The sequence below is a fragment of the Halorubrum rutilum genome, assembly GCF_042665015.1.
Taxonomy (GTDB): domain Archaea; phylum Halobacteriota; class Halobacteria; order Halobacteriales; family Haloferacaceae; genus Halorubrum; species Halorubrum rutilum.
On the sequence record NZ_JBHTBL010000005.1, the window covers coordinates 272950 to 285381 of the forward strand.

Consider the following 12432-nt stretch of genomic DNA (forward strand, 5'->3'; position numbering starts at 1 on the left):
CGCGTCGCCGGTCGTGCGGACAGGACGCACCTCCGAGATGCCGGCAGGACGCGCCGGTGGGCGGCCGGCTTATGCGTTCGCGGCGATAAGGGCGGCCGAATGAGCGACCTCGATCTCGATCCGACGCAGCTCGACCGCTACTCCAGACACATCATCATGGACGACGTCGGCCCGGAGGGCCAGAAGGCCCTGCTCGACGCCGAGGTGCTCGTCCTCGGGGCGGGCGGGCTCGGCGCGCCGATCATCCAGTACCTCGCCGCCGCCGGCGTCGGCACGCTCGGAATCGCCGACGACGACGAGGTCGAGCTGTCGAACCTCCAGCGCCAGGTCATCCACGGGAACGACGACGTCGGCCGGAAGAAGGTCGACTCAGCCGCCGACTTCGTCGAGGGGCTGAACCCCGACATCGACGTCCGGAAACACGAGCTCCGGGTCACCTCGGACAACATCGAGGACCTCATCGACGGCTACGACTTCGTCGTCGACGGCACGGACAACTTCGCGACGCGGTACCTCGTCAACGACGCCTGCACCCTCGCCGGGATCCCCTTCTCGCACGGCTCCATCTTCAAGTTCGAGGGGCAGGTGACGACGTTCGCCGGCGACGACGACTCGCCGTGTTACCGCTGTCTGTTCCCCGAGGCGCCGCCGGCCGGGATGGTCCCGAACTGCGCGACCGCCGGGGTTCTCGGCGTGCTCCCCGGAACGGTCGGCTGCCTGCAGGCGACCGAAACGGTGAAACACGTCATCGGCGAGGGCGAGTCGCTCGACGGCTCGATGCTGTTCTTCGACGCGCTCGACATGGAGTTCGACAAGGTCGAGATCCCCAAGCAGGACGACTGCCCGGTGTGCGGCGACGACCCCGCCATCGAGTCGGTGCAGGACGTCGAGTACAACGCCTCGTGCGCCATCGACGTCGGCGGCGACGACGAGGCGGAGCCCGAGATCGAAGCGGACGACTGAGGCCCGACGCTCGGCGAAATTTTCTTTTCAGCGAAGCACCGGCCGCGACCTACACTCAAGGAGCGTGAGCGTCAACGACGCGAGCTAACCCAGAAACGATGCGGTGGCGCGCGCCTGCGAGCGGCCGCCCTCGGCGGCCGCGAGGAGCGCGTGCGAGGGAGTCGCGACCGAAGGGAGCGACGAGGCTGGGGAGGCGTGAGGCTGCGGGGCGGTGCAGTCGGGCGGGACTCAAAGGGGCAGAAACGAGGGCGAGTTAGGCGACGAGAGCACCGCAGGGAGGGAGCGAAAGCGACCGACCGAGGAGCGCAGCGAGCGTAACTCGCCCTCGTTTCTGGGGCTTTGGAGGTGTTCACCGGTGATCCGACGTCGACCGCGTACAGCCGAGCGGCTGGGACCGTGGCGGTCTTCACCGCCGACTCGGAATCAACCACGTATAAACGAACGGTCGGGACCGCGAAGCCTGACACCGCCGACTCCGAGACGCACACGCGGATGTCGCGTTCGAACGCGTCCTACCGCTCGCTCCGCACCGAGACCGTCTCCTGTTCGAACGCCTCCTCGTCGCCCCGCCAGCGCCACGAGCCGACGAACGGGTAGCCGTCGAGCGCGCAGATGACGTACGAGTGGTCCGGCCACGTCGCCCGCGCGGCGTCCGTCTCGCTCGGGTGGGTCGGGCCCGTGGGGTGCGAGTGGTAGAAGCCGACCACGTCGAGCCCGTCGCCCTCGATCGTCTCGATGAGCTCGAACTGCTCCTCGGGGTCGATGAGGTAGCGGATCTGGGGCGTGTCGGCGACGTTCTCCGCCTGATACGTGTCGGTGACGACGCTCGGCTCGCCGTCGGTCCCGTGGGTGCCGGCGAGGACGCCGCAGACCTCCGCCTCGCCGCCGCCGTACGCGTGGTAGACGATGTCGTCGTAGACCGCTCGCGAGAGTTCGATCATGGCCGAGCGAAGGCGACTCCGACCGATAAGTCCGTCCCGACCGGCAAGGGCCGCGCTCCGTCACAGGTAGCGGCAGTCGTTGACGGGCTAGCGGAGGGTTTTGCCGCCGCGGTCGGAGTCGCTGGCATGAGCGACGCCGAGCACGGGTCGCCGGCGCCGACCGCCGACGAGGCGCTCCACACGACCCTCGACATGCCGTTCGACGACGCGGTCCCCTTCGTGCAGATCGAACACGAGCTCGCCGACTTCGAGACGGTGCGCGTCACGCGGTTGGACCGGATGATCGAGGGGATGCTCGGCCACGACGACGTCGAGCGGACCGCCCTCATCGTCGTCTGTCACCCAGAGATCGCGTTCGACGCGATCGAGATCGACCCCACGCTCGCCGGGATGCTCCCCTGTACCACCATCGTCTACGAGCGCGAGGGCGACGACCGGGTGCACGTCCACCACACGTCGGCGACGAAGGCGATCCGCGACCTCGGCTGCGCGCCCGCCGACGCCGGCGGCGCGGTCGAGGACCTCGTCGAGAAGACCGGCGAGCTGATGACGGTCGTCTGGGAGAACATCGAGGAGCACGGGCGAGAGCGGGCACCGGAGGGGTAGACCGGCGGAACCGCGGCTTCGAACCGCCTCCGCTACAGCCCCTCGACCCGCCGGAGCGCGTTCCGCACCGCCCCCGGCGTGGCGTGCGGCCCGCCCTGTACCCGGTGGTCCGGGAGGAGGAGCGGGACCGGGTTCTCGTCGAGCGCGTTCCGCACGAGTTCGAGGTCGTCGGGGTCGTCCGCGTCGAGCGCGGCCAGGCGCGTGAGCCGGCTCACCGACACCTCCTCGCCGTAGGGGACCGTGCGGAGCGCTTCGAGGACGTCGCGCCGGTCCGTCGGCACCGTGAGCCCGACGGCGACGTCGGCGAACTCGTCGCGCTCGCCGCGGACGTACGCGCCGATCCGGTCGAGCAGCTCGTGGTCCGGCTCCGCGTCCGCCGGCACGTCCGCCGGGAACGACACCGAGATGACCCGCCCGCCGGCGAAGCCGACTTCGACCGCTCGGTCGAGGGCCGCGAACTCGCGGGCGAAGACGCCCGACGTTCCCGTCGTATTCATACCCGTCACACGACGGGCCCGACGGTTAAAACGAGGGGGCGAATCCCGCGTCGGGCCCGTGCGGCCCACGGCGCGCCCCGCGGACGGCCGGCCCCGCAAGTCTTATGAACAGATACGTGCATTAGTGTACAGTAATGGAGGATACAACCGAGCTGGCCCCCGCGGTCAGGTCGATACTGTCGGCCGCGCGCGACCGGGCGGCCGAGGGCCGAACCGACCGCGTCGACGTCGACCCGCGCGACCTGCGGGCCGCGTTCGACCGCGCCGAGGCCGACGGCCGGGTTCCCCTGATCGCCGAGGTCAAGCCGACGAGTCCGACCACCGACGGCGCCCGCGAGGACGACCCCGTCGCGCTCGCCGAGGGGATGGTCGCCGGCGGCGCCGCGGCGCTCTCGGTGCTCACGGAGCCCGAGCACTTCGGCGGGAGCGTCGCGGTGCTCGAACGCGTCCGCGAGGCCGTCGACGTGCCGGTCCTCCGCAAGGACTTCGTCGTCGCCGAGTCCCAGCTCGACGCCGTCGAGAGCGACGTCGTCCTCCTGATCGCGCGGTTCGTCGGCGACGACCTCCCGGACCTGCTCGCCGCGGCCCGCGAGCGCGGCTTCCAAGTCCTCGTCGAGGTCCACGACCGCGAGGAGCTGACGCGGGCGCTCGACGCGGGGGCGACGACGATCGGCGTGAACAACCGCGACCTCGCGGAGCTGGTCGTCGACCTCGGAACCTTCGAGTCCGTGGCGCCCCACGTCCCGGACGAGGTGACGCTGATCGCGGAGAGCGGGATCGGCTCGCCCGCCGACGTCCGCCGGATGCGGGCGGCCGGCGCCGACGCCCTGCTCGTCGGGAGCGCGATCATGGACGGCGACGTCGAGGCGAACACGCGGGCGCTGACGCGGGCGGAGGCGGACGACGGAGACCACCGAGACACCACGGAGACACCCACATGAGCGAAACCGAGCCAACGACGATCGAGACCGGAGAGCTGTCGCGACGCCCCGGCCGCCAGCGCGGCCGCGAGGACGGGAAGTTCGGCCGCTACGGCGGCCAGTACGTCCCGGAGGCGCTGATGCCGGCGATCGAGGAGCTGACCGACGCCTACGAGCGGTACGTCCTCGACAACGAGGACGGCTTCATGGACGAGTTCCGCGAGCGGCTCGCGGACTTCGGCGGTCGCCCGATCCCGCTTCAGCGGGCCGACCGGCTCTCCGAGCGCTACGACCGCGAGGTGTACCTCAAGCGCGAGGACCTCCTCCACGGCGGCGCGCACAAGCTGAACAACGCCCTCGGCCAGGTCCTGCTGGCGAAGTACATGGGGAAGGAGCGGATCATCGCCGAGACGGGCGCCGGGCAGCACGGCACCGCGACCGCGATGGCGGCCGCCCACCTCGACATGCCCTGCGAGATCTACATGGGCGAGCGCGACATCAACCGCCAGCGCCCCAACGTCTTCCGGATGAAGCTGAACGGCGCCGAGGTGAACCCGGTCACGGCGGGCCGCGGCACCCTGAAGGAGGCCATCTCGGAGACGATGCGCGACTGGGCGACCACCGTCGAGAACACCCACTACGTCATCGGGTCGATCGTCGGCCCGCACCCGTTCCCGGTGATGGTCCGCGACTTCCAGGCGGTCATCTCCGAGGAGGCGCGGGCGCAGGCGATCGAGAAGACCGGCGAGCTCCCGACCGACGTGGTCGCCTGCGCGGGCGGCGGCTCGAACACGATGGGGTCGTTCGCCGCGTTCGTCGACGACGAGGACGTCGCGCTCCACGCGGTCGAGGCCGGCGGCTCGACGCTGGAGGTCGACGAGGAGGCCGGCGTCGCCCCGAACTCCGCCTCGCTGTACACCGGCGAGGAGGGCGTGCTCCACGGCGCGCGCACCAAGCTCCTGCAGGACTCCGACGGACAGATCATGGAGAGCCACTCGATCTCCTCCGGGCTCGACTACGCCGGGGTCGGCCCGGAGCTCGCGTACCTCGTCGACGAGGGGCGCGTGAGCCCCGTCGCCGTCGACGACGACGCCGCGTTGGAGGGGTTCCACCGGCTCTCGCGCACGGAGGGGATCATCCCCGCGCTGGAGACGGCGCACGCCTTCGGCTTCTTAGAGGAGCGCCACGAGGAGCTCGGCGAGCGCGTCGTCGTGAACGTCTCCGGGCGCGGCGACAAGGACCTCGACGCCGCCATCGAGGAGACGGACAAGCGCGACGTCGACGAGGCGCCGGACATGTCGATGTTCACGGGGGGGATCTGAATGGCGGAGACGGGCAACTCGGCCGCGATAGCCGAGGCGTTCGCCGACGGCCCCGCCTACGTCCCCTACCTCGCCGTCGGCGACCCCTCCTACGAGGCGTCGCTGGAGTACGTCCGCGCGCTCGACCGCGGCGGCGCCGACGTCATCGAGCTCGGGCTGCCCTTCTCGGAGCCGATCGCCGAGGGACCGACGATCCAGGGGGCGCTCGTGCGCTCGCTCGACGGCGGGATGACGCCGGACCGGTTCTTCGCGTTCGCCGAGGAGCTCGACGTCGACGCGCCGCTCGTCTGCATGACGTACTACAACCTCATTTATCAGTACGGGGATAGCGAGGCGCAGCGCGCCTCGGACGCGAGCGGTGAAACCGCGAGCGAGACCGGCCCCCGCCCCTTCGTCGAGCGCGCCGCCGCGGCCGGCATCGAGGGGCTCGTCGTCCCCGACCTCCCGGCCGAGGAGGCCAACCCGCTGCGGGAGGCGTGCGACGAGTTCGGCCTCGACCTGATCTTCATCGTCGCGCCGACCACGGTCGGCGACCGGCTCGACCGGATCATGGGTCGCGTGTCGGGGTACGTCTACGTGCAGGCGCGGCTCGGGACGACCGGCGCGCGCGACGACGTCTCCGACCAGACCACGGAGAGCCTCGACCGGCTCGCCGAGTACGACGTGCCGAAGGCGGTCGGGTTCGGCATCTCCTCGGGCGAGCACGCCGAGCGCATCGTCGCCGGCGGCGCCGACGGGGTCATCGTCGGCTCGGCGCTCGTCGACATCGTCGCCGAGGGCGTCGAGGCGGACCTGTCGACCGAGGCGGTCGCGGACCGGCTTGAGGCGCTCTCGCGGGAGCTGAAGGCGGGCGCCGAGCGCGGCCACGCCGCCCGCGTCGGCGCGCCCGAGTCGCGGTGACCGGGGGTTCGAGCCAATACGACCCCGAACGAAACCCACTTACCTGCGATTGCCACACTCTCACACAACGACCGAACCCACCATGACAGCAGGACTCTCGGCACGACTCGACCGCATCTCCACGAACGACCGGTACCTCATCGTCCCGATGGACCACGGGATCACGATGGGCGCCGTCGACGGCCTCGTCGACATCGAGTCGACGATCGACGGCGTCACGCGCGGCGGGGCAGACGCGGTCCTCACGCAGCGCGGCGTCGCGGAGCGCGTCCACCCGAACAAGAACGGCGCGGGCTACATCGTCCACGTCAACGGGTCGACGACGATCGGCCCCGACGAGAGCGACAAGCGCGTCACGGCGACCGCCGAGGACGCGGTGCGCGCGGGCGCCGACGCGGTCTCGTTCCACATCAACGTCGGCTCCGACCACGAGCCGGACCAGATCGAGGAGCTGGCGGAGCTGACCGCCGACGCCGAGCGTCTCGGGCTCCCCGTGCTCGCGATGGCGTACGCGCGCGGCCCCGGCGTCGACGAGACCGACCCGGAGTCGCTGGGGCACGCGGTCCGGCTCGCCGAGGAGCTCGGCGCCGACGTGGTGAAGACCGGCTACTCCGGCGACGGCGACTCGTTCGCCCGCGTCACTGAGTCGACCCGGCTCCCGGTCGTCATCGCCGGCGGCTCGAAGGGGACCGACCGCGAGACCGTCGAGATGGTCCGCGGCGCGATGGACGGCGACGCGTCCGGCGTGTCGATGGGACGGTCGATCTTCCAGCACGAGGACCCGGAGGGGATCGCCCGCGCCGTCTCGGCGATCGTCCACGACGACGCCGGCGTCGACGAGGCGCTCCGGGCGGGCGGGTTCATCGAGGCGTAGGGACGCCTCGGGACGCGTTGAATCGCTCCGCGTCGACGAGGGGGAACGACGCGTCAGCAGGCGGCGGTGATACGCTTCTGCGGCTCCGGCGGTCCGACCGGCCCGGTCGGTCCGACCTCCTGTTCGACGTGGAAGACGGTCACCGACTCCACGCTCCGGTCCGCTCGCTCGCAGACGTACGCCGCCACCGGGCGGTACCGCGTCTCGCCGGCGTACCGCGTCCGGTGTCCGAACTGGTGCCAGAGGGTCGTCGGGTACGTCTCAGCGGCGTCCGGGGGCCGGTCGAACGCCACCGCCCCGCCGCCGAGCGCGTCGACCGACTCGCCGGAGTCGAGGGTGGCCCGGACGACGTACCAGCTGGACGTGTCCGGCGGGTTCGGCGCGAAGAACGACCAGCTCACCTCCGACAGGCCGCCCGTCGACTCCGACGCCGGGAGGTCGACGAGCCCGACCCCCGCGGCCTGCCACCACACGAGCGCGACGAAGAAGCCGACGAGCAGGACGGCGGCCGCCACTCGGACCCCGCGGCGAACCCCCGACGGGACCGACGGCGCCGACGCGGTCGCGTCCGCGCTCCCGCCGTCGCTCCGGAGCGCGGGGGCCGCGAGCCGGGCTGGGACGCGGGCCTTCGAGGCGACTCCCTCGACGGCGTCCCAGACCCGCGGCGGGAGGAACAGCAGGAGGACCGCGATCATGACGAACGGGAAGACGGCGAGACGCATCGTCGCGGCCATCCCGAGGTGCGCGGCGACGAACGACAGGACGACGCCGGTCCTGAGTCGCTCGGACGGGACGAGCAGCAGGACGGACGCCGCGAGGAGCGCGATCCAGAGCCAGTTCACCGCCGCGAGGACCGCGGTCCGTTCTGAGATGAGCGGGCCCAGTCCCACCACGAACTCCTCCACCTGATATATCCGCGGGACCGCGACGCCCGACATCCACGCGTCGCTCCGGTACTTGGAGACCGCGTTCGCCGCGTAGATCGACACGAGCGTCAGGAGGGCGACGGCCGTCCCGAGCGAACAGACTCGCCGGTCGCTTCCGGTTCCCCGCTCGTCGCCGTCCCGTTCGTCAAGGTCGCCCCGTCCGTCGAGTTCGTCCCGGTCGCGACGGTCGCTCCGCCGGCTCCCGCCGAGCGACCACCGGGCGTCGAGCGGGAGGAAGAGCGCCAGGAACAGGAACGCGACCAGGATCGTGTTCCCGCCGTTGATCACGAACGGGTTCCGGGCGTACAGCGACGCGAGGAGGACGAGCGAGACGGCCGTCGACGCCCGCGTCCGGTAGCCGACGAGCAGGCAGACGGCGGCGCCCGCGGCGAGCGCGAGCAGCGCCGCCTGGACCCGCGCCGACCCGGACACCGCGTGGATCGAGACGGCCTCCAGCGTCGGGTACACCTCGGCGAGCGTCGAGCGCGGCAGGACGCCCTCGTCGGTGTAGAACGCGCGCAGCCCCGGGAGCCGGTAGACGAGCAGGTCCCCGAGGAGCAGGAGCGCCAGCGCGATGCGGAACGCGCCGAGCGCGCGCGGGTCGACCCCGAGGCAGGGGGCGGCGCGCTCGCGGAGGGCGTCGCGCGTCGCGGCGTCCCGGGGGGCCGCGTTCGAGAGCCGCTCGCGTAGTGGCGTCATTCGGTGCTTCGGGTCGTAGGTGCCATCTCAGCGATAAGTGCTTTGTCGTCTCCGGAGGCGCGGCGTCGGGCACGGCGTCCGACCGCGTCGCAGCGTCGGCCGCAACGCGCGACCCTTCCGCAGTTTTCAAGCCCGCCCGCCGTGAGGTTCCGACAATGACACGCACGGTCTGGGTGAAGGCCGACGGGAGCGTCGGCGACTGGGAGGCGCGCAAGCGACGGGTCACGGCCGCCATCGAGGCCGGCGCGGACTGGGTGCTCGTCGACGAGGCGGACGTGGGGCGCGTCCGCGAGCTGGGCGACATCTCGGTCGCGGCGTTCCGCTCCGAGGCGGACGTCATCGACGACGCCGAGAGCGACGCCGAGGCCGACGCCTACTTCGTCGGCAAGGGCGGCGAGGGCGACGGGACGATCGACCTCCCGGACGACTTCTCCGGCTCGGCGGACCTGACGACGGTCCGCCGGCGCGACGACCGCGCGCAGGGCGTGTACGTCCGCGTGCTCGGGACCGAGTACGAGCGGTTCGCCGAGGAGGCGGCCGCGGACGCCGAGTACACGATCGTCGTCGGCGAGGACTGGTCGATCATCCCGCTGGAGAACCTGATCGCGCGGGTCGGCGAGGAGACGCACCTCGTCGCCGGCGCGACCACCGCCGCCGAGGCCCGGACCGCCTTCGAGACGCTGGAGATCGGCGCCGACGGCGTGCTCCTCGACTCGGGCGACCCCGACGAGATCCGGGGCGCGGTCGACGCCCGCGACGCCGCCGACCGCGAGACGCTCGACCTCCGGCACGCCGAGGTGACCGCGGTCGAGCGCACCGGGATGGCCGACCGCGTCTGCATCGACACCGGCTCGCTGATGGACGACGACGAGGGGATGCTCGTGGGGTCGATGTCGCGCGGGCTGTTCTTCGTGCACGCCGAAACCGCGGAGTCGCCGTACGTCGAGTCGCGCCCCTTCCGGGTGAACGCCGGGGCCGTCCACGCGTACGTCCGGAACGCGGAGGGCGGCACGAACTACCTCGCGGAGCTCTCCAGCGGCGACGAGGTGCAGGTGGTCGACACCGACGGCCGCACCCGCGAGGCGATCGTCGGGCGCGTGAAGATCGAGAAGCGGCCGATGTTCCGGATCCAGGCCGAGGTGGAGACCGATGAGGGCGTCGACCGCGTGGAGACGCTGATCCAGAACGCCGAGACGGTGAAGGTCGCGACCGCTGACGGGAAGAAGGCGGTCACCGACCTCGAGGAGGGCGACGAGGCGCTCGTCTACTACGAGGACGTGGCGCGGCACTTCGGCGAGGCGGTGGAGGAGAGCATCATCGAGAAGTGAGTGGCCGAGCGAACGCGAGGCCACTGTAGCGAGCCGGCCTCCGCCGGCGAGAAGCGAGACCGAACGACGTGAGGTCTCGTGGGGAGCGGTGAAACCGCGAGCCGAGCGGCCGAGCGAACGCGAGGCCACTGTAGCGAGCCGGCCGAGCGAACGCGGTGCGACCACCGCCGACGAGACCGCGACAGCGAGCGAACCCCGGCCGCCGAGAAGCGGCCGAGATCGTGTCGACCAGAACGCATTTCACGTCGGTTCGTGATCGGCTCCTATGGCAGTCGCGAACGAAGGCGGTCGTCGCGTCGCGGAGTTGGGATTCGTCGAGCGGGTTCGGCACCTCGCGGAGGCCGCGAATCCGGCGTTCGCGGCCGGGAGCCTCCTCGTGCCGCTGGCGTTTTTCGCCGCGAGCCTCGCGCTCGCGAGCACCGAACTGCTCTTCTACACGCACGTCGCCGCGGGCGCGGTGTGGTTCGGGTTCGCGCTGATCTTCCCGGCGATCATCGGGCCGACGCTGGGCGGGCTTGACGAGGAGGCGTCGGCCGCGGTGAACGCGGCTCTCATTCCGAAGGCCGTCTTCTTCCTCGTCGGCTTCTCGCTCACGACGGTGCTCTCGGGGACCGTCCTCCTGACGCCCGGCCTCGGGCTCGGCTACGGGTTCGCCGGGGCGTGGTCCGGGCTCGCGCTCGGCCTCGGCTGGGGGCTGTTCGCGTTCGGGCTGGCGGTGCCTCACCGCCTCCAGCTCAGCGCGTACTACGAGACGCTCTCGCCGGAGCCCGACGCCTCGCGGCTCGAATCGATCGAGAGGAAGAACCTCGTCGTCGGGCTGTTCGAGGCGGCCGTCATGCTCGCGCTGATCGTCCTGATGACCGGGTTCCGGCTGGGCGTCTGAGCTATAGCCCGTACAGCTCGCCGTACTTCGCCTCGACGTAGTCGGTGAACGCGTCCGCCGAGAGCGCCTCGCCGGTCGCCCGCTCCACCAGCTCGTTCGTCTCGTAGCGCGAGCCGTGCCGGTGGACGTTCTCGCCGAGCCACGCCTGGAGGTCGTCGAAGTCGCCGTCGGCGACCTTCGCGTCGAGGTCGTCGATTTCTTCCTCGGCCGCTTCGAACAGCTGCGCGGCCATGACCGAGCCGAGCGAGTAGGTCGGGAAGTAGCCGAAGTTGCCGTGGCTCCAGTGGATGTCCTGGAGGCACCCCTCGCTGTCGGTGTCGGGCCGGATCCCGAGGTACCGCTCGTACTTGTCGTTCCAGACCTCGGGCACGTCCTCGACCGCGAGGTCGCCGCGGACCAGGTCGCGCTCGATCTCGAACCGGACGACGATGTGGAGGTGGTAGGTGAGCTCGTCCGCCTCGACCCGGATGAGGTTGTCCTCGTACACCTGGTTGACCGCCTCGTAGGCGTCCTCGACCGTGGCCTCCTCGGTCTCCGGGAACCGCTCTTTGAACCGCGGGAGGAACAGCTCCCAGAACGCCCGGCTCCGGCCGACGTGGTTCTCCCAGAGCCGCGACTGCGACTCGTGGACCGAGAGGTCGCGGTCGTCGCCGAGCGGGGTCCCCCACTCCTCCCGCGGGAGCCCGAGGACGTACTGCGCGTGGCCGTACTCGTGGATCGTCGAGCCGATCGCGCCGAGCGGGTCGGACTCGTCGAACCGGGTGGTCACCCGGCAGTCGAACTGGTTCCCAGACGTGAACGGATGCGAGGAGACGTCGAGGCGGCCGCGGTCGAAGTCGTAGCCGACGAGTTCGAGCGCCTCGCGGGCGAGCGCCTCCTGCTCGTCCTCGGGGAAGGTCCCCTCGAAGGTGTCGACGGCGAGGTCCGCGTCGGACTCGCGGATCGCGTCGATCATGGGGACGAGCGTCTCGCGGAGCTCCTCCAGGATCGACTCGGCGCGACCGATCGAGAGGCAGGGCTCGTACTCCTCGAAGAGGACCGCGTAGGGGTCCCGGTCGGGGTCGATATGCTCGGCGTACTCCCGCTTGAGCTCGACGTGCTTCTCCAGGTAGGGGGCGAACGCCTCGAAGTCGTCCTCGGCCTTCGCCTCCTCCCACGCCTGAAGCGCCTCCGAGCCGGTCTCGGAGATCTCCTCGACGAGCTCGACCGGGACGGCGTCGGCGCGCTCGTACTCGCGGCGGACCTCGCGGAGGACCGCCTCTCGTTCGTCGGTGAGCTCGGCGCCGTCGAGCGCGTCGAGCAGCTCGCCGGTCTCCTCGTCGGTGATCATGTCGTGTCGGACCGACGAGAGCGCCGAGAGCTGCTTCGACCGGGCGGGCGTGCCGCCCTCGGGCATCATCACCTGCTGGTCCCACCCGAGCACGCCGGCGGCGCTCCCGACCGCGTTCCAGCGGCGAACGCGGTCTAGGAGGGCCTCGTACGCCTCGGGGGCGTCGGTCGCGTCGTCGGCCGCGGCTTCCGTTGCCATACGCCATGGATCGGCCGCGTCGGTTAAGAAGGGACCGAACACGGA

The 12432-nt window shown here is 71.3% G+C and carries 12 protein-coding genes; 8 read left to right on the forward strand and 4 right to left on the reverse strand.

Annotation, left to right across the window (positions count from 1 at the left end):
* The first annotated feature begins 99 nt into the window (after positions 1–99).
* Positions 100–963, forward strand: coding sequence for an SAMP-activating enzyme E1 (gene ubaA, locus ACFQMF_RS07695; protein WP_256409549.1), 864 nt, complete (start codon positions 100–102; stop codon positions 961–963).
* 512 nt (positions 964–1475) lie between these two features.
* Here the strand turns inward: ubaA and ACFQMF_RS07700 are convergent.
* Complete coding sequence (locus ACFQMF_RS07700; protein WP_256409550.1) at positions 1476–1904, reverse strand: desampylase; 429 nt, start codon at positions 1902–1904, stop codon at positions 1476–1478.
* Positions 1905–2030: 126 nt separating this feature from the next.
* Here ACFQMF_RS07700 and ACFQMF_RS07705 point away from each other — a divergent pair, with 126 nt between their 5' ends.
* Positions 2031–2510 carry a DUF302 domain-containing protein gene (locus ACFQMF_RS07705; RefSeq protein ID WP_256409551.1) on the forward strand — a complete coding sequence of 160 codons (480 nt, stop codon included), beginning with the start codon at positions 2031–2033 and terminating at the stop codon, positions 2508–2510.
* A 32-nt stretch (positions 2511–2542) separates the two neighbouring features.
* Here the strand turns inward: ACFQMF_RS07705 and ACFQMF_RS07710 are convergent, their stop codons facing one another.
* Complete coding sequence (locus ACFQMF_RS07710; RefSeq protein WP_256409552.1) at positions 2543–3007, reverse strand: MGMT family protein; 465 nt, start codon at positions 3005–3007, stop codon at positions 2543–2545.
* Between the two features lie 134 nt (positions 3008–3141).
* On the opposite strand from ACFQMF_RS07710, the gene trpC reads away from it, so the two are divergent.
* From trpC to ACFQMF_RS07730, 4 genes are all read left to right on the forward strand, one after another.
* Positions 3142–3948, forward strand: a complete 807-nt coding sequence (trpC, locus tag ACFQMF_RS07715) for an indole-3-glycerol phosphate synthase (protein WP_256409553.1) — start codon at positions 3142–3144, stop codon at positions 3946–3948.
* Positions 3945–5249 carry a tryptophan synthase subunit beta gene (gene trpB, locus ACFQMF_RS07720; RefSeq protein ID WP_256409554.1) on the forward strand — a complete coding sequence of 435 codons (1305 nt, stop codon included), beginning with the start codon at positions 3945–3947 and terminating at the stop codon, positions 5247–5249. Before trpC ends, trpB begins: the two co-directional genes overlap by 4 nt.
* Entirely contained in the window at positions 5250–6149 is a 900-nt protein-coding gene (gene trpA / locus ACFQMF_RS07725; RefSeq protein WP_256409555.1) for a tryptophan synthase subunit alpha, read from the forward strand.
* An 82-nt stretch (positions 6150–6231) separates the two neighbouring features.
* Entirely contained in the window at positions 6232–7023 is a 792-nt protein-coding gene (locus tag ACFQMF_RS07730) for a 2-amino-3,7-dideoxy-D-threo-hept-6-ulosonate synthase (protein ID WP_256409556.1), read from the forward strand.
* Between the two features lie 53 nt (positions 7024–7076).
* Here ACFQMF_RS07730 and ACFQMF_RS07735 read toward each other — a convergent pair whose 3' ends face one another.
* Positions 7077–8648, reverse strand: coding sequence for an HTTM domain-containing protein (locus ACFQMF_RS07735; protein WP_256409557.1), 1572 nt, complete (start codon positions 8646–8648; stop codon positions 7077–7079).
* Between the two features lie 155 nt (positions 8649–8803).
* Here ACFQMF_RS07735 and ACFQMF_RS07740 point away from each other — a divergent pair, with 155 nt between their 5' ends.
* The gene (locus ACFQMF_RS07740) at positions 8804–9976 is read left to right on the forward strand and encodes a 3-dehydroquinate synthase II (protein WP_256409558.1); all 1173 of its coding nucleotides are present in this window, start codon (positions 8804–8806) and stop codon (positions 9974–9976) included.
* 265 nt (positions 9977–10241) lie between these two features.
* On the forward strand, positions 10242–10859 hold the full coding sequence (locus ACFQMF_RS07745; RefSeq protein ID WP_256409559.1) for a hypothetical protein: 618 nt from the start codon (positions 10242–10244) through the stop codon (positions 10857–10859).
* Between the two features lies 1 nt (position 10860).
* Here the strand turns inward: ACFQMF_RS07745 and ACFQMF_RS07750 are convergent, their stop codons facing one another.
* The gene (locus ACFQMF_RS07750) at positions 10861–12387 is read right to left on the reverse strand and encodes a carboxypeptidase M32 (RefSeq protein ID WP_256409560.1); all 1527 of its coding nucleotides are present in this window, start codon (positions 12385–12387) and stop codon (positions 10861–10863) included.
* Between the last annotated feature and the right edge of the window lie 45 nt (positions 12388–12432).